This window comes from Streptomyces sp. NPDC004065, assembly GCF_044903565.1.
GTDB lineage: Bacteria > Actinomycetota > Actinomycetes > Streptomycetales > Streptomycetaceae > Streptomyces.
Genome location: NZ_JBJDQT010000028.1, coordinates 53,103 through 75,467, shown reverse-complemented (window position 1 = coordinate 75,467; position 22,365 = coordinate 53,103). Strand labels below are relative to the sequence as shown.

Below are 22,365 nucleotides of genomic sequence, written 5' to 3'. Positions count from 1 at the left end.
GGATCAGTACACGGTCACGGACACACCGCACAGCCCGCGCCCGTCCGCCGCGGCCCGCCGCCACACGCGCAGCGGCCCGTCCAGGACGCGTTCCTCACCGTCGGCGTAGTCCAGCCAGTCCTGATCCTCCGCCGCGGCACGCTCGTCCGTGGTGAAGGTCAGCGCCCGTTCGACGGCGGGCAGGGTCTCCCGTACTTCGGCCGAGGTGAGCACGAAGTCGCCGCACCAGCCGGGCAGCAGGGCGGCCCGGCGGGGTCCTATGGCATGGAAGAAGGACCTCAGCGCGAAGTCCTTGCTGTGGACCGAGAGGAAGATGCCCTCTCCGTCGACCGCATCCCACACGTCGGTGAGCAGTGAGAACTCGTCGCCGGGTGACAGGCCGTCGTACATCTTCCGCACATGCGCCCCGGAAGCGGTCAACTCGTGGAAGGAGTCCAGCGCGTCCGACTCTCTTCGGCAGGAACGGCCATAGGACAGCCACCAGGTGCGGAAGTCCGGCAGGGGTTCCGCGCACCAGCGGTCCCAGCGTTCCCGCGCCGCGGGCTCGGCCCGCTCGGCGGCGATCAGCGGCAGCAGCCCGGGCGCCAGAGCACCGATGAAGTCGTCGTCGTGCGCGCTGATCGACCAGGCCGAGGTGATACCCATGCGAGAACCGTACGATGCGTCACTGACAGCCGGGGCCCGACTCCGTTCGCAAGACGCTCCGTTACCGGTCGGAGGCCGACCATGCGTCCTGGAAGCCGCAAACTCGTTGGGGTCCAGGCGTGCCGCTGTGGCAGGATCCGGCGCATGCCCATTCGATACCCGCGCCCCCTGCGTCCCGGTGACCGTGTCGGTGTGACCGCTCCGTCGAGTGGAGTCGCGCCGGCCTTGCTCGAGCGGCTGGATGTCGCCCTCCGTGATGTACAGGCACGCGGATATGAGGCCGTCGTCGGGCGGTGCATGGACGGTTCCGGACACATCAGTGCCTCGGCCGCCGACCGCGCGAGCGAGCTGATGTCGATGCTCACCGATCCCACCATCCGGGCCGTCGTGCCGCCCTGGGGAGGAGAGACCGCGATCGACCTGATCCCGCTGCTCGACTGGGAGCGGCTGCGCGACGCGGAGCCGACCTGGCTCGTCGGGTTCTCCGACATCTCGACCCTCCTTGCACCGCTGACGCTGCTCACCGGCACGGCAACCCTCCACGGCAACAACCTCATGGACACGCCCTACCGCATACCCGAGGGGCTGCTGTCGTGGTTCGACATCGTCGCCGCACCCGCGGGGCACCGGTTCACGCAGACGCCGCCTGGTCGTCACCGAGCCACAGGCTTCGACGACTTCGCCGCCTTCCCCGGCGTACGCGAGTACACGCTCGGCTCGGAGGGAACCTGGCGCAGGCTCGACAGGCGTGGGGCCGTGGAGGCCGAGGGCAGGCTGATCGGCGGTTGCATCGAGACGCTGTGCAATCTCGCGGGAACCCGGTACCTGGACGTTTCGGCTTTCGCCCGTACTGAGTCCCCAGAGGGGCTCCTCGTCTACGTCGAGGCGGCCGATCAGGACGCCTTCACCATCTGCCGGCACCTGCACGGCATGAGGCTCGCCGGCTTCTTCGACCGCGCGAACGCGGTTCTCGTCGGCAGGACCAGTGCACCGGACAGCAGTTCGCTCAGCCAGCACGAAGCCGTCCTGGATGCTCTCGGTTCCCTGAACGTGCCGATCATCGCCGACGTCGAGTGCGGCCACGTCCCGCCGTACATGCCGATCGTCAACGGCGCCCACGGCCGCATTGTGCACTCACCGAGTCGGAGCGAGTTGACGCAGACCTTGGCCTGACGTTCCGGGAGCCGCGCTGACGGCGCGGCGGTTCAGGGGGCGGGACCGCGTCGCCTCCCCCGGGTCACCGGGACGAGGCACCGGTCAGGTCCTGCTCCGCCCAGACGACCTTGCCGTTCGGTACGCAGCGGGTTCCCCATCGGTGTGAGAGCTGGGCGATCAGGAAGAGGCCGCGGCCGTTCTCGTCCAGGGTTCTCGCACGGCGCAGGCGGGGGACGTCGACGCCGGTGTCGGACACTTCGCAGGTCAGGACGTCGTGCTGGATGAGGCGCAGGACGATCGGGCCGGCGGCGTGGCGGACGGCGTTGGTGACCAGCTCACTGACGATCAGCGTGGTGGAGTCCTCGAGGTCGCGCAGGCCCCAGCCGGTGAGCTGCCGGGTCACCAGGCGCCGGGCCGCGCGGACCGCCGTGCAGTCACCCGGCAGGGTCCAGGAGGCGACCCGCGCCGGATCGAGGGAGTGGGTGCGGACCAGCAGCAGGGTGACGTCGTCGGGCGGCACCTGCCCGGGCACGACGTCGGTCGCGCGGGCACACAGGTCCTCCAGCGAGCCGGCCGGCTGGGCCAGGACGGAGGCCAGGCGGCGCATTCCCACGTCGATGTCGTCGTCACGTGACTCGACCAGCCCGTCGGTGTAGAGGGCGAGGAGAGTGCCCTCGTCCAGTTCCAGTTCCACCGCCTCGAAGGAAGCCGCCAGCCCGATGCCGAGCGGCGCGCCGGCGGGCAGGTCCGGGAAGGTGACCCGGCCCCGCGGGTCGAGGACCGCCGGCGGCGGATGCCCGGCCGCGGCCATGGTGCAGACCCCGGTGACCGGGTCGTAGACGGCGTACAGACAGGTGGCGCCCACCACCCCGGGCGCCTGGTCCGCGGTGTCGGGGTCCTCCTCGGCCAGCCGCTGGACCGTGTCGTCGAGGTGGGTCAGCAGTTCGTCGGGGGGCAGTTCCATGTGGGCGAGGGTGTGGACCGCGGTGCGCAGCCTGCCCATGGTGGCGGCGGCCCGGAGTCCGTGCCCGACCACATCGCCGACGACGAGGGCCACGCGGGCACCGGACAGCGGGATGACGTCGAACCAGTCGCCGCCCACACCGCTGTCCACGTCCGCGGGCAGGTACCTCGCGGCGGCGTCGACCGCCATGCCGCCTCTGAGGCGGTGCGGGAGCAGAGTGCGCTGCAGTGCGAGCGCGGCGGTGTGTTCCCGGGCGTGCTGGCGAGCCTCGTCCAGCGACTGCGCGGCGCGGCGGACCAGTTCCTCGGCGAGCAGCAGATCGATCTCCTGGAACGGCACCGGGTTGTCGGTGCGCAGGAACCAGGCGACGCCCAGCAGGGTGCGCCGCACGCGGATGGGCACCGCCATCAAGGAGTGCGCACCGTTCTCACGAACCTTCGACGCTCGCGCCGGGTCCTTGTCGATCCAGGTGCCCGGCGCGGTGTCCAGGATCGGCTCCAGATGGGGCCTTCCCCTGCGCAGTACGTCGCTGAAGGGCGAGCCGGGCGGCAGATGGACCGCCTGACCCCGTCTCCAGGGCGACTCGGGGACTCCGTGGTGGACCGAGGCCAGACCGGAACGCCGGAACGTGGGCGGGTGCTCGCCCGAGGTGCCGATGTGGACCGGAGGCCCCTTGCCGAACGGCACCGACTGCTCCAGGTCGACGACGGCGTAGTCGGCGAACAGCGCGACGGCCAGGTCGGCGAGTTCCTGACTGGTGTGCATCACATCAGGGCTGCCGGCCAGGCGTGCGGACGCCCCGCGGAGGATGGTGAAGCGCTCCTGCGCCCGTCGGGTCTCGGTGACGTCGACGCTGATGGCGCAGACGCCCAGCGCCTGCCCGTCGGCGCCCTGTAGGGCGAAGAACGAGCCGGCGAAGGTGTGCTCACGGCGCGGGCCGGCGGGCAGCCACCTGCGGAACTCGTGCACCCGGGTGGTGCCGTCCCGCAGCACCTGCCGCATCAGCGTCTCGAGCCCCTCCGCCTCGGTGTCCGGCCACGCGTCGCTGAGGCGGTGCCCGAGCCGTCGTTCGGGGCCGATGCCGTCGTGCCTCTCCATCGTGTCGTTGACCCAGGTGCACAGCATCCGCTCGTCCCGCAGGACGATGCCGACCGGCGCCCGGACCAGCAGCGACTCGTGTGTCGGTCCGTCCGCCGCTTCGGAGGGGCCCGCACCGGAGTCGGCGAGGGACACGAGCCAGCCGGACGACCCGTCGCGCCCCGACAGCCTCGACACCCGGTGGGCGAGTTCGAGCGTGTGGCCGTCGCGGTGGCGCACCGCGGTCCTGCCCGACCACCCGCCGCGGGCACGGCACTGTTCGGCGCACGGCAGGACGAGTGCGGCCGGCCTGCCCACCACGTCGCCGGGGAGGTGACCCGTGAGGCGCTGGGCGTCGGGCGTCCAGGCGACGACCGTCCCCCGGTCGTCGACCAGTGCGGCTGCCACCTCCCAGGACTCGCGGGGGTTCACGCGGTCACCGACGGTCGTATCGGCCATCGTCGTCATCGGAAAAAGCTCCTCGGCAGGCGTTCGTGCGGGGTCGGGGGCGCCGGCGGCGGAAACGGTTCCGGCCCGTTGTGCACCCTTCAAGCGATGGACCAGGCGCCGCTGAGGTCTGTGACAGGGGTGCCGAGGCGTCCGCCGCCGAGGCCGCCGGCGGACGGTTCGGCAGGGGCCGGCACCGGGGAAATTCCGGCACTCTGCTCAGCCGAGGCCCGACGCCCTCCTCGGGGGGCGAGCCCTCTTCGTCCCCCCTTGCGGTCTCATGAGGTGCAGGTCCTCGCCCCACGCGTCCAGTACGTCACCGTGTCCGGCCTTGCGGGCCGCCGCCTCGACGAGGGCGAACAACTGCCGCTGCAGGGACGGGTCGCCGGTGGCCGAGACGCGGTCCACGGCACGGAGCAGCGTGCCGGTGTCCCAGCCCGGCAGCGGATGCCGGGCGAGTTCCCACTCCAGGTACTTGTTGTAGGGGCGGGGGCGGCGGTCGAGGGCGAAGAGCAGCTCGAGCAGGAACCGGACGCTGTCGGCGGCGTCCAGGCGAGCGGCGAGGGCCTGGCCGTCCCGGTGGTTCTTGAGGGAGCGGTAGAGCGAGTTGGCGTAGGCGTCGAGCCGGCCGCCGGCGTCCTGGAACGCCTCATCGGCACCCAGGCGTGCCTTGTCGGCGAGGATCCGGGCGATGCCGCCGTCGAGCCGGTCGAGCACGATCCGGGCGCGGGCGAGGGCATAGCGTTCAAAGCCGGGCATGCCGGCTGCCCGGAACTCGGTGAGGGAGACGACGACGAGGTCCAGTTCGGCGGTGCGCAGGCCCGCGAACCGGGTGAGGCCGGTCGTGGCGCCGTCGGCGAGGACCACGTACAGATCGTGGTCGGAGTGCGGGGTGGCCATGCCGTCGTGGGCTCGGGAACCCTTGAGGACGAGGCCTACGACGGCCGGGTCGGCGGTGGCGAGTTCGACGAACGCGTCGTAGGTGACGGGCTGTTGGGCAGTCATGGAAGGGAACGGATCTCCGCGAGTGGTGACGGGCAGGGCTGCCGGGGCGGCCCCTTCCTCCGGAGACGCCCGGTACCGTCCGCGGCGGCACGGGGCCGCCGCCGGGGAGATCAACGCACGTCTGCACCCTACCCCGGCCGGGGCGCGGAGCAGGGTCGCTCGGCAGGCCGGTTCGACGCGTCCACCGTTCCACGCGGTCGCCGTCGCCGGACGTCTCCTCCCTCCTCCCGGTCGCTCTCCGATCGCAGGACGGCCGTCCGGTGCCGGTGCTCCCGGATTGTGGCGGCCGCCGACGGGGGGCAGGGTGGTGTCGAGGCCGTCCCGAGCGAGGCGGAGAACGGGTGTCCCAGCCGGCGACCGGCGGGCGACCGGCGGGCTCGGGCAACCGGCGGTGAGGCGGGCTCGGCCACCGCCGGTGAGTGGGCCGGTACCCCGGTCCGGAACGCGGTCGCCGACGCCGGACCGTCCGCTCCCGGCAGGCACACGGAGGTGTGGTTCATGTCAGCCGAGACCCCTGAGAACGGGAGCGCCCCCGAGGTCTCCCTGCCGCCCGAAGTCAAGTTGCTGCAGGACGTCACCCCGCCGTTCTTTCCCGAGGGCGGCTCGGCCATGACCATCCTCGTCGACTGGCCTCCCGGCCACCCCGGGCTGCCTCCGCACCGCCACTCGGGTCCGGCGTTCGGCTACGTGATGGAGGGGGCGCTGCGGTTCGAGCTCGAAGGTCAGCCGGAGCGTGTGGTCGAGGCCGGCGGGACGTTCTGGGAGCCGGGCGGTGACGTGATCCACTACCAGGACGGCAACGCCCTGTCGGACGCGCCGACCAGGTTCGTGGTGACCATGCTGTGCGCGCCGGGCCAGCCGATGCTCAGGCTGGTCGACGAAGAGGAGCTGAAGGAACGGGCGCACCTGCGCGCCCCGCGTCCCTCCGGAGGCTGACCCGGGGGATCACCCGCTCGGCCGGCCGTCCGGCGCCGCGTGGTCGTAGATCGTCACGCGGCGCCGGCGGGCCTTTCTCGCCGGCGGGCCCCTCTCGCTGAGAAGGGCAGGGCTCAGGTGGCCGTGAGCAGGCACGCCCGCGAGCGACTGCGCGAGAACCTCGCCGCCCTGCCGGACCCGGCACTGCGGATCGAGGACCCCGAGCCGGTCGTGCCGGTGTGGTCCGAGGCCCTTTCCCGGCTCACCGACTCGGTGCGCGCCGGCATCCGGGACCGGCCGGCCCGGCAGGGGCGCGGCACACCCCCGGACACGGCGGTCCCCGGTTCGCCGCCGCTTCCGGCGGACACCCACTGACCGGCCCCGCGCGGGACCGGGAGGGCCGTCGTGGGGACCAACGGCCCTGGCACGCCGGCCGTGCCGGGGCCTTCCATGGGAAGGGCGGCAGGGCCCCGAGCCACCCAGGGAGGAGGAGGCGAGGACGGTGTACGCTCCCGCACCACCGAAGAGGAACGACCGGCCCGGTCCGGTCACCCGCCCGGGGGCGACGGACGCCTCCCCGCGCGCCCGCGTCGGCGACGAGATCGCCGTACGGGCGACCGCGGCCGAAGTCGCCGCACGGAACGGCGCGATCGTGGGCCCGCGGCACCCGGACGGCATCCCGCACGACGAGGCACCCCGGGCCGACGAGGCACGCCGGGCCGGCGACGGGCGGGTGACCCCGTGCGTCCCGGGCCGCGACGCGTACGTCCGGCAACCGGCCACGGGAGGCGTCCATGACCCGGCACCCTGACCGCCGGCCGATCGTGGCGGGCGTCGACCCCGATCCCGGCCGCCGGATGGCGCCTGCCTGGGCCGCCGACGAGGCTGCCCGCCGGCACGTGCCGCTGCGTCTGGTGCATGCCGAGGGCACGCCCACCGGCGGCTACCGCGGGCGGGAGGTGCCGCCGTCGTGGGAGGGGTGGAACGAGGCGCTGCACAAGGCCGGGCGGAAGGTACTGGAGGAGGCGGCTGCCTTCGTCACGGACCGGCAGCCGCGGCTCGAGGTGGACGTCCTGCTCTCGGAGGGCGACCCGGTGTGGGTGCTGCGCGAGCACAGTCGCGACGCCGCCGCCGTCGTGCTGGGGTCACGGCACCTGCGCCGCGGGCAGGAGGTGTTCGGCTCGCACGCGGTGGCGCTGCCGCTCATGGCCCACGCGCACTGTCCCGTGGTGGTCGTCCCCGCACCGGAGCACATCACGCAGGACCCGGCGTACTTCGTCGTCGGCGTCGACGGCAGCGAGCACTGCGCCGCCGCGGTCGACGTGGCGTTCGAGGAGGCGGCCCTGCGCGGCGCCGTGCTGCGGGCCCTGCTCGTCCGGGAGCCCGGAGCGTCGCGGATCTTCGACGGGAGCCCGTCCGAGCAGGAGTGCCGGCTTGTGCTGTCCGAGACCGTGGCGGGCCACCGGGCCCGCTTCCCCGAGGTCGACCTGCGTCAGGAAGTGGTCACCGGACACCCCGTGGACGTCCTCACCGCCGCCTCGGCGCATGCGCTGGGCCTGGTGGTGGGAACCCGGGGCGGTGGCGGCTTCGCCGGGATGCTGCTGGGCTCGGTCAGCCAGGGCGTGCTGCGCCACGCCGGCTGCCCCGTCATAGCCGTACCGGCACGCGGGTGACACCCGGGACAGCGGGGAGAGACAGGTGAAGGTCCGCGAGGTGATGACCGCTCCCGCGGTGTGTGCCGCACCGGACGTCCCGCCGGCCGTGGTGGCCGGGCGGATGGCCGGGCACGCGCCCGGCTCGGTCCTCGCCGTCGCGGACGGGAGGCCGCGGGGCATCGTCACCGACCGCGACCTCGCCGTGCGCGGCCCGGGCGGCGGTCCGTGCACGCGGGCCCCGGTCCACGCGGTCATGTCGCCGCATACGGTCACGGCCGGAGCCGGCGACGACCTGGAGGTGGCGTACCGGGCGTTCCGCCGCACAGGGGTCCGCCGGCTTCCCGTGCCGGACGCGGGCCGGCCGGTGGGGGTGCTGACGATCGACGGCCTGTTCCTGGACGTCTTCCGGCACCTCGCCGACCTGCTGGGACCGGTCGCCACGGGCATCCTGCGGCAGGCGCCCCGCCCGTCTTCACCGCCCGGAGCCCCGGATGACGCCTGAACCGGCCCGGCGGGGGATGTCCGCCCTCAGCGCGGGCGGACCGGCGACGGACGGCACGGCGGCGCCGCCGGTCCCGGAGCGGCCGGAGGCCACCGCCTCGTCCGTGCCCACTCTGCCGGTGCCGGACGCCCTCGCCGCCCTGGGCAGCAGCCCGCGCGGTCTCACCCACGCCGAGGCGGCCGCCCGGCGGGAGCGCTTCGGCGCCAACGCGCTGCCCGGCGGGGGCCACGGCCATGTGTGGCACCGGCTCGTGGAACAGTTCACCGACCTCTTCGCCGTCGTCCTGCTCGTCTCCTCGGCGATCACCTTCCTCGCGTACGGGCTGGAGCGGCCGCGCGATCCCGCTACCCTCCAACTGGCCCTGGCCATCCTCGGCGTCGTACTGCTCAACGCGGGCATCGGTTTCGCGCAGGAGTACTCCGCCGAACGCACGGCCGAGTCCCTGCAGGCGATGGTGCCGCACACCTGCCGCGTGCTGCGCGATGGGGAGCGGTGCGAGCTGTCCGCGCGGGATCTGGTGCCGGGCGACGTGGTGATCCTCGAGGCCGGGGACGCCGTACCCGCCGACTGCCGCCTGATCGAGGCGCATGAGGCCGCCGTCAACAACGCCGCCCTCACCGGCGAGAGCGAACCGGTCGCCCGCGTCGCCGAACCCGTACCGCCCGGGCCGCCGCTGCAGGCCCGCAACTGCCTGTTCATGGGCACCGACCTGGTCGCGGGCACCGGCAAGGCCGTGGTGTTCGCCACGGGCACGGCCACCGAGTTCGGGCGGATCTTCCGGCTCGCCGCGCACGCGCCGCGGCAGAAGACGCCCCTGCAACGGCAGGTCGCACTCATGGCCCGCAGGGTCGCGGGCGTCGCCCTCGCGACCGGCGCCGTCCTGTTCGCGGTGCGCGTGCCCAGCGGACAGCCGTTCGTCGACACGTTCGTCTTCTCGCTCGGTGTGATGGTCGCCCTGGTGCCGGAAGGGCTGCCGGCCACGCTCTCCGTCTCGCTGGCGATCGGCGTGCGCCGCATGGCCCGCCGCAGAGCGCTGGTCAAGCAGCTTCTGGCGGTGGAGGCACTGGGCTCGACCAGCGTCATCTGCACCGACAAGACCGGCACGCTCACCCAGGCCGAGATGACCGTCGTGCGACTGTGGGCGGACGGCGTCACGCACGACGTCTCGGGAGTGGGGTACGCGCCGGCCGGCACGGTCGCCGATCCCGGGCCCGTCCGGGAGCTGCTCAGGGCGGCCGCCCTGTGCAACAACGCCCGGCTCGTGCCGCCCACCGGCCGCGAGGAGTGGCGGGTGCTCGGGGACACCACCGAGGGGGCCCTGCTGGTGGCCGCCCGGAAGGCCGGCCTGGATCCGGCACGGGAGGAGGCCGCCACGCCCAGGGTGGCGGAGTACCCCTTCGACTCCGCCCGCAAGCTCATGAGCACCGTCCACCGCCGTGGCGACGGCGGATTCGTCGCCTACGTCAAGGGCGCACCGCTCGAACTGCTCGCCCGCTGCGACGCCGTCGACCACGCCGGCACGCCGGCACCGCTGTCCGACGCGGCCCGCGGCGAAGCGGCGGCGGCCGCGGACCGCATGGCGGAGCAGGGCCTGCGGGTGCTGGCGGTCGCCCGGCGGCAGGTGGACGGTCCCCGCCCGCCGCAGCGGGAGGCCGAGTCAGGGCTGACGCTGCTGGGACTCGCCGGCATGTACGACCCGCCCCGGCCCGAGGTGCGGGACGCCGTGGACGCCTGCCGGCGGGCCGGCATCCGCATCATCATGGTCACCGGCGATCATCCCCTGACCGCGGAGGCCGTCGCCCGCCGCGTCGGCATCGTGCGCCGTCCGGACCCGGCCGTGACGACCGGCGACCGGCTGGACGCGCTGGACGACCGCGGCCTGGACGCCCTGCTGGCGGGCTCCGGCGAACTGCTGCTGTGCCGGGTCAGCCCGGAGCACAAGATGCGGGTGGTCACCGCGTTGCAGCGGCGCGGCGAGGTCGTCGCCGTCACCGGTGACGGAGCCAATGACGCCCCGGCGCTCAAGCACGCCGACATCGGCGTCGCCATGGGCGCCTCCGGTACCGACGTCGCCCGCGAGGCCGCCGTGATGGTCCTGCTCGACGACTCCTTCGCCTCCATCACCACCGCGGTCGGACTGGGCCGCTCGGTCTACCGCAACATCCGCAAGTTCCTGATCTACCTCTTCAGCCACAACATCGCCGAACTCGTCCCCGTCCTCGCGGCCACCTTCGCCGGCTTCCCCCTGGTGCCGATCACAGCCGTGCAGATCCTCGCCATCGACCTCGGCTCCGACGTGCTGCCCGCCCTGGCGCTCGGTGCGGAACCGATGGAGCCCGACGTCATGAACAGTCCGCCCAGGCCCCGCCGGGAGCGGCTCTTCTCGACGGCCGTCATGGGCCGCATCCTCTTCCTCGGCGGTATCCAGGCCCTCGGCGTGTGCGCCGTCTTCTTCTGGCACATCCACGCCTCCGGCATCCCCTACGCGGACTTCACCAGGGACGATCCCGTCTACCGGGAGGCGATCACCATGGTCCAGGCCGGCATCGTCGTCAGTCAGTTCTTCAACGCCCTGGCCGTACGCACCGACCGGGAGAGCGTCTTCCGTGCCGGTCTGCTGAGCAACCCGTGGCTGCTGGCGGCGGGCTGCGTCAGCATCGGGCTGATGGCCGCCATCAGTTACGCGCCGCCACTGCAGGCGGTCTTCCGCACCGCGCCGCTGACTCCGGGCGACTGGGCGGTCCTGGTCGCGTTCGGGGCGCTGCTGCTGGCCGCCGAGGAACTCAGGAAGTGGGCGTTGCGGCATCGCGGGACGTCCCCGAGGGGAGGAAGGCGATGAGAGTGATCATCGCGGGTTGCGGCCGGGTCGGTGCCCTCCTGGCCTCGGAACTCGTCGCCGAGGGGCACGACGTACGGATCGTCGACCGCCGGCCGCAGGCGCGCAGGAAGCTGTCACCGGGATTCCCCGGCGCCTTCCACGTGGGCAACGGCTTCAGCCGCCCGGTACTGGAAGCGGCCGGAATCGCCCACGCGGACGCCTTCGTGGCGGTCACCTCCGGGGACAGCAGCAACATCGTCAGCGCCCGCACCGCCAAGGAGACGTACCGGGTCCCGATCGTCCTCGCCCACATCCACGACCCACGCCGCGCCGACGTCTACCGGGAACTGGGCATTCCGACGATCTCCAGCGTCCGCTGGGCCGTCCACCGCATCCACCGGATGCTGCTGCACCGCCACCTCACCCCGGACCTCGCCTTCGGCAACGGCGAGACGCTGCTGGTCCGCTCCGACCTGCCGCCCTGGCTCACCGGGCGGCAGGTCACCGAGTTCGACGTGGACGGCGAGATCCGCGTCGTGGAGATCACCCGTGCCGGGCACTCGCTGCTCCCCGCGCACGGTGTCCTGGCCGAGCCCGGTGACCTGGTCACCTTCAGCGTCGCCGCCAAGGCGCTGGGCCGGCTGAGCGGCTTTCTCGCCAAGGAGCTGGGAACGTGAAGGTCCTGATCGCCGGGGCGGGCCGGCTCGGCACCCAGATCGCCCAGGTGCTGGCCGCCGCCCGCAACGAGGTCACCCTCGTCGAGTCCGACGAGGACCGGGTGGCCGAGCTCGGCAGCCTGCCCCTTGTCCGCGTCGTGGCCGGAGACGCCTGTGACCCGGAACTCCTGGAGCAGGCGGGAGCCCTCGCCTGCGACCTGGTCGTCGCCACCACCGGCCGCGACGAGGACAACCTCGTCATCAGCCTGCTCGCCAAGCGGCGGTTCGGGGTGGGGCGGGTGGCCGCGCGCGTCAACGACGAGGACAACGCCTGGCTCTTCGACCAGCGGTGGGGCGTGGACCTGGCGGTGCCCGCGGCCACCCCTCTGATCTCCCTCATCGAGGAGGCCACCGGGGCCACGGACACGGTGGCGCTGCTGCGGCTGAGCAAGGCGGGCGTCGAGGTCATCGAGACCGCGATCACCGCGCAGTCCCGGGCGGCGGGACACACACTGGGCGAGATCGAGCTGCCCGCGGGCACCGTGGTCGCCACCGTGGTCCGCGACGGCCGGCCGACGGTCCCGGGTCCCGAGGTGCTGCTGCTGCCCGGCGACGAGCTCCTGCTCGTGTCGCACGAGGCGACCGAGCAGGAGATCCACGCGGCCTTCCAGTGATCGCACGGGTGCGGAGCAAGGGCGGGGGAACGCGAGGTGGCCCGTGTGCGCCGCCCGGGCACGGGTCCGGGCACGGGTCCGGGTCCGGGTCCGGGTCCGCGTGGAGCCTCCCGCCGCGCACGGCCGGCCGGCTCGGGGGCGCGCCGGCCCGGTGGCTCGGCCGTACGGCGGTACGGCGGCCCGGGCGCGAGAGGTCGGGGCGCGAGAGGCCAGGGCTCGGGACGTCAGGTCGCGGGACGTCACGAGTAGAGCGCGACTGCTCCGCCCCACAGAGCGCCCGGGTTCAGGCGCTCGGGGAACCGCTCCAGCATGGCGTTGAAGAAGCCGAGCGCGTCGTCGTGCCGGGGGAGCAACTCCTCGGCGGCATCGAGGTACTGGCGGGTCTCGGCGAGGGTGCGGCCGGCGTCGTCGTCGAGTTCCTTGTTCTTGTGCCCGGCGACGATCCGGCGGGGCGCGAGGTCCTCGACGACGGCGATGGCGCGGCGCCACGCGTCCAGGCCGCCGTCGCCGGCTTCCACCAGGTACTGGTGCACGCCGTTGTAGATGACATCGCCCGCGACCACGAGGCCGAGGTCGGGGACGTGCAGGACACTCGTGTCGTCGGTGTCGCTGTGGCCGGCCTCGACCATCACCAGGTCATGGCCTTCGAGCGTGAACCGGTCGCCGGGCACGGTGACGGCCGTCACCGGGGTGTCCGGGATCAGGCCGGGGAAGAACTTGTCCCAGAAGCCGGGGCGGATCGCCACGTTGTGGTGCATCTGCTTGATCGTGCCGGCCGTCGCGACGACCTGGGCGCCGAAGCGGCCCCAGGGGGCCCGTGCTTCACAGCAGTTGGTCGATGGTGAAGGGGAGCGAGCGGAGCCGGCGGCCCGTGGCGTGATGGATCGCGTTGCCGATGGCCGCCGCCATCCCGGCCAGACCGATCTCTCCGACCCCCTTGGTGCCGGCCTCGGTGGCACGGTCCGGCCCGCCGCAGAAGACGACTTCCATGTCCGGGATGTCCGCGTTGACGGGCACGAGGTAGTCGCCGAAGGTGGCGTTGGCGATGCGTCCTGTGACCGGGTCCGTCTCCGTGGCCTCGAACATGGCCTGCCCGATGCCGCCCACGGTGCCGCCGGCGATCTGGCTGGAGGCCGTCTTCTCGTTGAGGACGCGTCCGGCGTCGATGGCGGAGACCACGCGCGTGACCCGCAGCAGACCGATCCCCGGATCGACGCGGACCTCGACGAACTTGGCCCCGAAGGCGCCGGCAGGGGCCATGCCGATCCGCTCGGGCTCGGGAGGAGTGCTGCGGCCGTCGGCGCCGAGCTCCTCCAGTCCGTGCCGGGCGAGGATGTCCGTGTACGCCTCCGCCCGGTCCGGGTCGTCGACACGGTGCAGTCCGCCCGCGCCGACGGCGACGTCCTCCGGCGCGGCGCCACGCAGCGGGGAGGCCTCGTCGTCGCGGACGACGTCGAGGAGTTCCTTGACGAGATTGCCGCAGGCGGCGTGCACCGCGTTGGCCAGGGCCCCGGTCAGACCGGAACCGCCGGCCTGGGGGGCGTAGGGCATGTCGGAGTCGCCGAGGCCGACCCGGACCCTGCCGGGCTCCAGACCGAGCAGTTCGGCGGCGAGCTGGGTCACGACCGTGTAGGTTCCCGTGCCGATGTCGGTGGCGGCGCTGCGCACATCGGCCGAGCCGTCACGGCGCAGGGACGCCCGCGCCTGGCAGGGGTTCTGGAAGAACGGGTAGGACACGCAGGCCATGCCGTAGCCGACCAGCAGGCCGTCCTCGCGCATGGAGCCGGTCCCCGGCGTCCGGCGCGACCATCCGAACCGTTCCGCGCCCAGGGTGCAGCACTCACGGAGGGCCTTGCTCGACCAGGGCAGGCCGAGCAGCGGATGCACCTCGGCGTAGTTGCGCAGCCGGAACTCCAGCGGATCCACGCCGATGGCGAAAGCCGCCTCGTCGAGGGCGGACTCCAGGACGAAGTCGCCCTGGCTCTCGGCCGGGGCACGCATGGAGCCCGGGCACGGGATGTTGAGCCGCGCCTGCCGGTCTCGGGTCAGGACGTTGGGGCACGCGTACGACACCGCCGAACACAGCGTCACCGGCTCGAAGTCGTCGTCCTCCATGGCCACGGAGGACAGCGCGTGGTGCTCGACGGCGACGAGGTCGCCCGCGGAGGTCACGCCGATCCTGATGTGCTGGACGCTGTTGGGGCGGTGCCCGACCGAGGTGAACATCTGCGGCCGGGTCAGCACCAGTTTGACGGGGCGCTGGACCTCGCGGGCGGCCATGACCGCGAGGATCGTGTGCGGCCACAGCCGCAGTCCGGCTCCGAAGCCGCCGCCGACGAAGGGCGCGAGCACCCGCACGCCGCTCTCGGGGACCCGGAAGATGCGGGCGATCGAGGACCGCACGTTGTGCGGCCATTGAGTGGAGTCGTGGATCGTGACCGAGTCGCCGTGCCACGAGGCGACGGTGGTGAACAGGCCCAGCGGATTGTTGGTGTTGTCCGCTGTGGTGTAGCGCTCGTCGATCACCACATCGGCCCGGTCCAGGGCGGCCGCCACGTTCCCCCGCTCGGTGTCCAGGTCCCACGGGTTATCGACGGTCTCGGCGCGGGGATCCTCGATGTCCAGCAGCGCCTCGGCGGGCTCGTACTCCACGCCGACGAGGGACGCGGCGTGCCGGGCCTGCTCCGGGCTCTCGGCCACGACCATCGCGACGTGCTGTCCCCAGTGCAGGATCCGGTCGTCCTGCAGCGGCACCGGCGGCGTCGGGCCGAGCAGCGTCACCGGTCCGCGCTCCAGACGCGGGGCGGTCCTGTGCGTGATCACCGTGAGGACGCCCGGCGCCCGCTGCGCCGCGGACGTGTCGACGCCGCGGATGCGCCCGGCCGCGATCGTGCTGCCCACCAGGGCGGCGTGCACCATGCCCGGGTAGGTGTGGTCGTTGGGGTAGTGCGCCGCGCCGGTGACCTTCAGCGGGGCGTCGACCCGGTCCATGCCCGCGCCGACGACCGTGCGGCCGGACGTCTCGACAGTGGTCATGAGGGGGCTCCCGCGACGGTCTCGAGCGAGCGGACAAGGGTGCGTTTGGCCAGGTCCACCTTGAACGCGGTACCGGGCAGCGTCCGGGCCTCCCGCAGAGCCTCCTCAGCGGCCGCCCGGAAGTTCTCACCGGTCACCGTGGCTCCCCGCAGCATGTCCTCGGCGCTCCAGGCCCGCCAGGGAATCGTGCCCACACCGCCCAGTGCGATCCGGATGTCCTGGACGGTGCCGTCTCGCGTGTCCAGGGCCACGGCGGCGGAGGCGAGGGCGAATTCGTAGGACGCGCGGTCCCGCACCTTCAGATAGTGCGACCTGGTTCCCTCGGGGAGCAGGGGAATCTCCACTTCGGTGATCAGCTCACCGTGGTTCAGCACGTTCTCGATGTGCGGTGTGGTGCCCGGCGGAAGGTAGAACCGCGTCAGCGGGACGGACCTCGGCCCGTCCAGTCCCTGGATGTGCACGGTGACGTCCAGCGCGGCGAACGGGACGGCGACGTCCGAGGCGTGCAGCGCGATGCACTGATCGCTCGTTCCCAGGATCGCGTGCATACGCTGGATGCCCGCGATCGCCGCGCAACCGGAGCCGGGATGGCGCTTGTTGCACGCCGCGACGGCCGGGTCCCGGAAGTACCGGCAGCGTGCCCGCTGCAGCAGGTTGCCGCCGATGGTGGCCATGTTCCGCAACTGCGTGGACGCTCCGAGCAGGAGCGCTTCCCGGACGAAGGGAAGCCGTTCGCGCAGCACCGGATCCGCGGCGAGTTCCTCCATCGTCGTCAGCGCACCCACATGCACCGACGACCCGGTGTGCATGACGCCCTTCAGTGGCAGCCGCGTGATGTCGACCAGCCGTTCCGGATCCAGGACGCCGTCCTTCATCAGGTCCAGCTGGGTCGTTCCGCCCGCCAGGAAGGACGTCCGGGGGTCCGCGGACACGGCGGCCACCGCTTGTCCGACCTCGGCGGGGCGGACGTATTCAAAGGGACGCATCCTTCCCCTCCGATACGACGTCGCGGATCGCCGCGCGCATATTGGGGTAGGCGCCGCAGCGGCAGATGTTCCCGCTCATGAACTCACGGATGTCCTCCTCGGACCCCGCCCGGCCCTCGGCCTCCAGGGACACCGCGGACATGATCTGCCCGGGCGTGCAGTAACCGCACTGGAACGCGTCGTGACGTGCGAACGCCTTCTGCATCGGGTGGGGCTCGCCGTCGCCGGCCAGTCCCTCGACCGTGGTGATCTCGCGACCGTCGTACTGGGCGGCCAGGGCGAGACAGGACACGATGCGCTTTCCGTCCACCAGCACGGTGCAGGCACCGCACGCCCCCTGGTCGCAGCCCTTCTTCGCTCCGGTGAGTCCCAGATGGTCACGCAGGGCGTCCAGGAGGGTCACCCGCGCGTCGAACCGCATACGGTACGCGTCGCCATTGACATGGAGGGTGACTTCCACGTCCGGGATCTCCGGTGTCGCTTCGCCGGGGCGCGTCGTGGTCTCGGCATGCTTCATGGCGCCTCGATTCCGTGGATACTGCCCGGGCCCGTGAAACCCGTGAAACCCGTGAAACCGTGAAAAGGGGGGCACTTCGTCCACCGCGGCGGTATCTGTTCGATGCTAGAACTGCCCATGGCCGTCCGCCATTCGTGGCGAACGGCGGCGGTGAGGCGTCCAGGGGCGCGCCCGGGTGTCCGGTCAGGTGTCGTCGGACGCGGCTTCCTTCAGGAACCGTTCGACCTCGTTGGCGACGCTCGGCTTCGCGGTCGACGGACGGGATCCGAGCCGGGTGGAACCCTCGTGCACCCCGAGCCCGCCCACCCAGACGTACCCGAAGGCCGGCTGGTCGTCGATGTTCGGGCTGATCTGGATGTCGAGTTGCTGGAGCCTCGCGGCGGGCGCCGCGATGTAGACCGTCGCCGTCACGCGCCGCTGGGGGTAGAGGTTGAAGTCCTCGATCAGGTCCGAGCCGTGGCGGTCGACGAACGCCGCGTGGCCGTTGCGCCCGACCCGGACGTCGTAGTGATCGGGATGCCGGTGCAGGTCGATCCCGAGGTACTCGGATCCCCGGTTCTCGAACGTGACCTGGAAGCTGACGTACGTCAGCCCCTTGGCCTCCTCGTCACGGCCGCGCCGCGGCTTGTCCTTCTTCAGGCCGTGGACGCGCACGCGCAGGCCCGCGAACTCCTCCGACTGGTACTCCTGCCAGTCCCCCACCACGTTCGGCACGTCCATGACCCCACCCTCCACGCATGCACGCGCATGCGGACCGGCACCAGCGTAGAGCGGTGATCGCCGGTCCGCGACAGTCCCGTCCCATCACCGGAGGCACCGGCCCGGACTCCCGGGGGCTCCGGGATCTGTGACCGACTCGGACTCGGCAACCAGGCCGCGGACGTGGCCTCGCGGCATTCAAGCCGAGGGCCACCAGGCGGGCGTCGGAGAGACAGGAACGACGGCAGGGGATGATGGAGGAACGCACACGGCACCTTCGTGGATCTTGCAGCGTGGAGCACTCCATGATCCGCAGGTGCCGTGTTCATCTGCTTCCGGGCCCCGCCGGCATGTCTCCCCTGGTGCGGCGCCCATCCGACTCCGAGGAACGAGTACGCCGAGAGTGCCACCATCTCCGAATGGTGTGACTTACTAGCGCCAAAGCGACGACGCCCGCGATGAACCGAATCACATTCCACGTAATTCCAACGACCGCGCGTTGCCCATCCGCCTCTGTAGTCAGCCGCACGGAGGTCTCAAAAAATGCTACGAGCGGAACAACCAGTCGGAATGGAAGACCGCCAACAGTTGGAATTCGCGCCAGGTTGCCCAAGAGTCCGACGGGTGCCCCAAGAACGAAAGCTGCTATTCCCCACACAAGCATCCCAGAGGAAATCCCCTCGCTAGTGACGCCAGATTCCAGTCCGGCCGGGATGGTGGGGCTCAGATACTTGAATAGATAGTACGTGATCACACCGATACCCAACCCCAAAGACGACAGCAACGCTGACTCAATTTTGGATCGGCCGAAATAGCCCACCAAGAATGCATAACAGGCCCACGGCCATCCATCGGAAAAAACAAGATTCAGAGTGTCGCAAACGGGATTGTCCCATTTTTCTGTAAGGGGACCCGCTAGTCCAAGTAGCAAACCTGCCCCGAGGGACACTGCGAGCGGCGCAACGCGAGGGCGCGGAAAGTGTGCGATTTCTCTTCCCTGTTCCGTGATGAACTCAAAGTAGGAAGTGGCGCCACTCAGAGCCTGCGCGGGCGACCGAACAAGACCCGAGTGGCGCACCAACCCACCAATACCGAAGGGTTGACTCCAGAACCTAGGCAAGACTGTAGTACGTGGAGCAGGTGTAGGCAGCGCCCGCCGTCATGTGGGCGTAGGAGGTCTCGCCAGCACGCGCCCCAGCGGTATACGAGCCTCCGGCCATCTTCACCGTGGACCTGTGGAGCTTAGTGGAGTGGTAATAGTTCGAGTAGCAGTACTTACCATCCGTGGTCAGGTCGTAGCCGTAGCACCATTTTCCGCCACTGGCACCGATGCAGGCCTGCGCCGTAGAGGCCGAACCCTCCACCTTGATCACCATCGCACCCCATTCAGAGGGGTTACCCAGCTCTGCGGGCGGCTTCGTATCGTCACCACGTTTGTGGAGGGTGACATGGCCGACCTCAGAACCATCCGCGACGACGATAGTGCCGTTCGCCGTAACGGTGGCAGCCCGAGTGGTATCCGCGGCGGCCGGCGTAGCGACGCTAAATACTACGAGTAGCACGCTCACAAAGCCGGGAACTATCGATCTACCGGATAAATTCACGGTATTCCTCCCCCAACTCCCCCAGTGAGAGTTTACGGAGCGATCTTGAACGAGGGGGGTGGTCGCAGTCAATGGCCTCGACAGGGATTGTCCGAAAAAGAACTGCCCCAATAAGGACTGTCCGAACAAGGGCTGTAGTACAGCATTCGGCGGGGTGTGGCCGGTTCGCTGTCCGGGCTGGGTGATCGCTAAGCTGTTGCCGTGGGGGAATCCGCCGAACCGGTGGTGAACAAGCCCGCGAAGAGGGCGGCCCCCGCCCGGTCACCGCGATCACGGGGGGCGACCGCCCGGCACGTCATCATCGCCTCACAGACGAGCCGACCGCAGGGCTTCGCCGTGCACCCGTGCCCCGGGAACGGCCGTGCAGAAGGTCACAGCTCGGCCACGGGACATCGTCTGCGAATTGCAGAAGCAATATTCCGTGACTCCTCCTTGTTCAGGGTTGCAGCCGGCAGTGAAGGAGGATCATGGCCCTTCCTATTTTTCCGCGGATGCCGAGGGGGCCGGTGACACGGTTGCGGGGGTACGGATGGGTCTGTCTGTGGGCGGTTCTCATCGCGGCGGTTCCGGTGGCCGACCACTTCCTGCCCCCGGACATCCACCTCGCCCACCTCCTGGTCGTCCCGCTGGCCTTCGCGGCCGTCCTCACCGACTTCCGCCGCACCGCGGTCACCGCGGTCCTCGCCGTGGCCGGTCTTCTCGCCGCCGCCGTCGAGCGGAACGCGCTCACCACCGAGAGCGTGCTCGTCGAGCTGCTGTCCCTGGTGCTGATCTCGCTGCTGCTCCTGCTCGTGGTGCGGCTGCGCGACGAGCACCGGATCCGGCTCGCCGCGGCCCGCCGTGTCTCCGAGATCACCCAGGCCGTGCTGATGCCGCAACTGCCGCGGCACGCGGGAGCGGTGTCGGTCGCCGCGACGTACGCCTCCGCCGACACGGAGGCGCGCATCGGGGGCGACCTCTACGCCATCGCCCGTACGCCCAAGGCCACCCGGCTGATCATCGGGGACGCCCGCGGCAAGGGCCTGGCGGCCATCGGGGACGTCGCCACCGTCCTCGGCGCCTTCCGCCTCGCCGCCCACCGCCCCACCACGCTGTCCCGGCTGGCCGCCCATCTGGAGGCCAGTTTCGGCCACGGCCTGGCGGCGGAGACGGCGGCCGGCGGGGAGGGCGGGACGGACGAGCGCTTCGTGACCGCGGCCCTGCTGGAGATACCGGACGACGCCCCCTACGCCCGCTTGATCAGCTTCGGCCACACACCGCCGGTACTGCTGCGGGACGGCACCGCGACGGCGATCGAGGTTCCCGACCCCGCTCCCCCGCTGGGCCTGACGGCCCTGGCCCCCGCCGTCCACGGCGCCCTGACGTTCCGCTTCGCTCCCGGCGACAGCCTGCTGCTGTACACCGACGGCCTCACCGAGTCCCGCGATGCCGCCGGCGCCTTCTACCCGCTCGTCGAGCGCGCCGCGGCATGGGCCGGCGAACACCCCGAGGCGCTGGTGGAGAGGATCGGCGAGGACGTGCGCGCCCATCGCGGCGCAGCGCAGCACGACGACATGGCCATCGTGGCCCTGCGGCGCAACCACTGCGTGGACGGGCACTGACGCGGGCGGCGGCGTGGCCGCGGGGCCGGCGCCGCCTCCGGTGCGCCGCCATCCCGGTTCCAGCGCCTGTCCGGCCCCGCGCGTGCGTCGCCGCGGGGCGGCAGGCGCGGCGTCGCCCGCGGGACCGCAGGCACGGCGTCGCCCGCGGGACCGCAGGCACGGCGTCGCCCGCGGGACCGCAGGCACGGCGTCGCCCCGCGGGGCGGCGGACGGGAGCGGCCGGGCGAGCGCACCGGGCGGGCGCTACCGGCGAGCCGTGCGGAAGCGGCGCTGGTAGGCGGTGGGGCTGAGGGACAGCTCCCGTGCGAAGACCCGGCGCAGGCTCTCGTAGCTGGGGAAGCCCGCCAGGGCGGCCGCCCGGGTCGCGGTGTGTCCCTGGACGAGGAAGGCCTTCGCCAGGTCGAACCGGATCGACTCCACGTACCGGGCCGGTGTGGTGGACAGCTCCTCACGGAACAGCCGTGTGAGGTGGCGGGCGCTGAGGTTGAGGTGCCTGGCGAGGCCGCTCGGCGAGTGGTCGCCCGCGGGGTCGGCCTGGACCAGCTCGACGACCCTGCGCAGTGCGGGCGAGCGCGGCGGCGGGGTCCGCAGCGGGGCGGAGAACTGCGACTGGCCGCCCGCGCGCTGCAGGTAGACCACCAGGGCCCGGGCGACCTCCCGGCTCACCTCGCTGCCGTGATCCTCCTCCACGAGCGCGAGCGCCAGGTCGATGCCGGCGGTGACGCCCGCCGACGTGTACGTGCTGCCGTCGCGTACGTAGATCGCGTCCGGCTCGACCCGGGTCGTCGGGCAACGGGCGGCGAGTTCGTCCGCGACCTTCCAGTGGGTGGTGGCCCGCTTTCCGTCCAGCAGGCCGGTGGCGCCGAGGACGAACGCCCCGGAGCAGACGGAGGCGACCCGGCCGGAGCGGGCCGCCAGGTCCTTCGCGGCCCCGGCGAGTTCGGGCGTGACGGGAGTGCGCGGATAGACGTCCCCGCCCGGCAGCACGAACGTGTCCGGGGCCGGCTCGTCCTCGGGGCTGCCGTCGACGGCGATCCGTACGCCGGCCGAGGACCTGACGTCGGCGCCGGTCGTCGACAGCAGGACGATGCGGTAGTCCGCACCGAGACCGTTCGCTTCGGCGAACACCTCGGCCGGGCCGGCCACGTCGAGGAGTTTCACCCCGTCGTAGACGAGGACGGCGACGCGGTGGGATGCGTCGGTGTGCACTGCCGCCTCCTTCGGGCGTCGGGCGTCGGGCGTGGATCGTGCTGGGCGGGCCCGCGGCGCCGCTGCGGCGAGGCGGGCCGTCACGGTTCGCGGTCGGCCGGGGTCCGCTCGTTCGGCCGGGGCCCGCTCGCCCCCGGGGTCCGCTCGTCCGGCGGGGGTCCGCTCGTGCGGCCGTACGTGCCGCGCCCCGGCGCCGTGCG

General features: G+C 72.0%; 20 protein-coding genes. 10 read left to right on the top strand and 10 right to left on the bottom strand.

The window, feature by feature from the left end:
- Positions 1 to 3: 3 nt before the first annotated feature.
- Entirely contained in the window at positions 4 to 645 is a 642-nt protein-coding gene (locus ACI2LW_RS26200) for a hypothetical protein (RefSeq protein WP_404733666.1), read from the bottom strand.
- Between the two features lie 144 nt (positions 646 to 789).
- Here ACI2LW_RS26200 and ACI2LW_RS26195 point away from each other — a divergent pair, with 144 nt between their 5' ends.
- Positions 790 to 1,818 (top strand): S66 peptidase family protein, encoded by a 1,029-nt coding sequence (locus ACI2LW_RS26195; RefSeq protein WP_404733665.1) that lies wholly within the window; start codon positions 790 to 792, stop codon positions 1,816 to 1,818.
- A 64-nt stretch (positions 1,819 to 1,882) separates the two neighbouring features.
- On the opposite strand, the gene ACI2LW_RS26190 is transcribed toward ACI2LW_RS26195, so the two are convergent.
- The gene (locus tag ACI2LW_RS26190) at positions 1,883 to 4,309 is read right to left on the bottom strand and encodes a SpoIIE family protein phosphatase (RefSeq protein WP_404733664.1); all 2,427 of its coding nucleotides are present in this window, start codon (positions 4,307 to 4,309) and stop codon (positions 1,883 to 1,885) included.
- A gap of 198 nt (positions 4,310 to 4,507) precedes the next feature.
- Positions 4,508 to 5,293, bottom strand: coding sequence for a hypothetical protein (locus ACI2LW_RS26185; protein ID WP_404733663.1), 786 nt, complete (start codon positions 5,291 to 5,293; stop codon positions 4,508 to 4,510).
- Between the two features lie 498 nt (positions 5,294 to 5,791).
- Here ACI2LW_RS26185 and ACI2LW_RS26180 point away from each other — a divergent pair, with 498 nt between their 5' ends.
- From ACI2LW_RS26180 to ACI2LW_RS26145, 8 genes are all read left to right on the top strand, one after another.
- Complete coding sequence (locus ACI2LW_RS26180; RefSeq protein ID WP_404733662.1) at positions 5,792 to 6,229, top strand: cupin domain-containing protein; 438 nt, start codon at positions 5,792 to 5,794, stop codon at positions 6,227 to 6,229.
- Positions 6,230 to 6,352: 123 nt separating this feature from the next.
- Entirely contained in the window at positions 6,353 to 6,583 is a 231-nt protein-coding gene (locus ACI2LW_RS26175) for a hypothetical protein (RefSeq protein ID WP_404733661.1), read from the top strand.
- 127 nt (positions 6,584 to 6,710) lie between these two features.
- Positions 6,711 to 7,019 (top strand): DUF1918 domain-containing protein, encoded by a 309-nt coding sequence (locus ACI2LW_RS26170; RefSeq protein WP_404733660.1) that lies wholly within the window; start codon positions 6,711 to 6,713, stop codon positions 7,017 to 7,019.
- Positions 7,003 to 7,881 (top strand): universal stress protein, encoded by an 879-nt coding sequence (locus tag ACI2LW_RS26165; protein ID WP_404733659.1) that lies wholly within the window; start codon positions 7,003 to 7,005, stop codon positions 7,879 to 7,881. Before ACI2LW_RS26170 ends, ACI2LW_RS26165 begins: the two co-directional genes overlap by 17 nt.
- Positions 7,882 to 7,906: 25 nt before the next feature.
- Positions 7,907 to 8,365 carry a cyclic nucleotide-binding/CBS domain-containing protein gene (locus ACI2LW_RS26160; RefSeq protein ID WP_404733658.1) on the top strand — a complete coding sequence of 153 codons (459 nt, stop codon included), beginning with the start codon at positions 7,907 to 7,909 and terminating at the stop codon, positions 8,363 to 8,365.
- The gene (locus tag ACI2LW_RS26155) at positions 8,355 to 11,204 is read left to right on the top strand and encodes a cation-translocating P-type ATPase (protein WP_404733657.1); all 2,850 of its coding nucleotides are present in this window, start codon (positions 8,355 to 8,357) and stop codon (positions 11,202 to 11,204) included. The genes ACI2LW_RS26160 and ACI2LW_RS26155 overlap by 11 nt, the downstream gene beginning before the upstream one ends.
- Positions 11,201 to 11,860: a potassium channel family protein gene (locus ACI2LW_RS26150; RefSeq protein WP_404733656.1), complete on the top strand. Its 660-nt coding sequence runs from the start codon at positions 11,201 to 11,203 to the stop codon at positions 11,858 to 11,860. Before ACI2LW_RS26155 ends, ACI2LW_RS26150 begins: the two co-directional genes overlap by 4 nt.
- Positions 11,857 to 12,513: a potassium channel family protein gene (locus tag ACI2LW_RS26145; RefSeq protein WP_404733655.1), complete on the top strand. Its 657-nt coding sequence runs from the start codon at positions 11,857 to 11,859 to the stop codon at positions 12,511 to 12,513. Before ACI2LW_RS26150 ends, ACI2LW_RS26145 begins: the two co-directional genes overlap by 4 nt.
- Before the next feature lie 239 nt (positions 12,514 to 12,752).
- On the opposite strand, the gene ACI2LW_RS26140 is transcribed toward ACI2LW_RS26145, so the two are convergent.
- The 6 genes from ACI2LW_RS26140 to ACI2LW_RS26115 all read right to left on the bottom strand — a co-directional run bounded on the left by ACI2LW_RS26140 (position 12,753) and on the right by ACI2LW_RS26115 (position 19,319).
- Positions 12,753 to 13,271 (bottom strand): hypothetical protein, encoded by a 519-nt coding sequence (locus ACI2LW_RS26140; RefSeq protein WP_404733654.1) that lies wholly within the window; start codon positions 13,269 to 13,271, stop codon positions 12,753 to 12,755.
- Between the two features lie 64 nt (positions 13,272 to 13,335).
- Positions 13,336 to 15,549 (bottom strand): xanthine dehydrogenase family protein molybdopterin-binding subunit, encoded by a 2,214-nt coding sequence (locus ACI2LW_RS26135; RefSeq protein WP_404733653.1) that lies wholly within the window; start codon positions 15,547 to 15,549, stop codon positions 13,336 to 13,338.
- The gene (locus ACI2LW_RS26130; RefSeq protein ID WP_404733652.1) at positions 15,546 to 16,535 is read right to left on the bottom strand and encodes an FAD binding domain-containing protein; all 990 of its coding nucleotides are present in this window, start codon (positions 16,533 to 16,535) and stop codon (positions 15,546 to 15,548) included. Before ACI2LW_RS26130 ends, ACI2LW_RS26135 begins: the two co-directional genes overlap by 4 nt.
- Positions 16,522 to 17,052, bottom strand: coding sequence for a (2Fe-2S)-binding protein (locus ACI2LW_RS26125; RefSeq protein WP_404733651.1), 531 nt, complete (start codon positions 17,050 to 17,052; stop codon positions 16,522 to 16,524). The genes ACI2LW_RS26130 and ACI2LW_RS26125 overlap by 14 nt, the downstream gene beginning before the upstream one ends.
- A 183-nt stretch (positions 17,053 to 17,235) precedes the next feature.
- Positions 17,236 to 17,772: a hypothetical protein gene (locus ACI2LW_RS26120; RefSeq protein ID WP_404733650.1), complete on the bottom strand. Its 537-nt coding sequence runs from the start codon at positions 17,770 to 17,772 to the stop codon at positions 17,236 to 17,238.
- 1,091 nt (positions 17,773 to 18,863) lie between these two features.
- Positions 18,864 to 19,319 (bottom strand): lactococcin 972 family bacteriocin, encoded by a 456-nt coding sequence (locus tag ACI2LW_RS26115; RefSeq protein ID WP_404733649.1) that lies wholly within the window; start codon positions 19,317 to 19,319, stop codon positions 18,864 to 18,866.
- Positions 19,320 to 19,924: 605 nt separating this feature from the next.
- Between ACI2LW_RS26115 and ACI2LW_RS26110 the strand changes: the two genes are divergently transcribed.
- A complete protein-coding gene (locus tag ACI2LW_RS26110) occupies positions 19,925 to 20,956 on the top strand; it encodes a PP2C family protein-serine/threonine phosphatase (protein WP_404733648.1) in 1,032 nt (343 codons plus the stop codon).
- A gap of 243 nt (positions 20,957 to 21,199) precedes the next feature.
- Here ACI2LW_RS26110 and ACI2LW_RS26105 read toward each other — a convergent pair whose 3' ends face one another.
- Positions 21,200 to 22,165 (bottom strand): GlxA family transcriptional regulator, encoded by a 966-nt coding sequence (locus ACI2LW_RS26105; RefSeq protein WP_404733647.1) that lies wholly within the window; start codon positions 22,163 to 22,165, stop codon positions 21,200 to 21,202.
- Positions 22,166 to 22,365 lie beyond the last annotated feature (200 nt).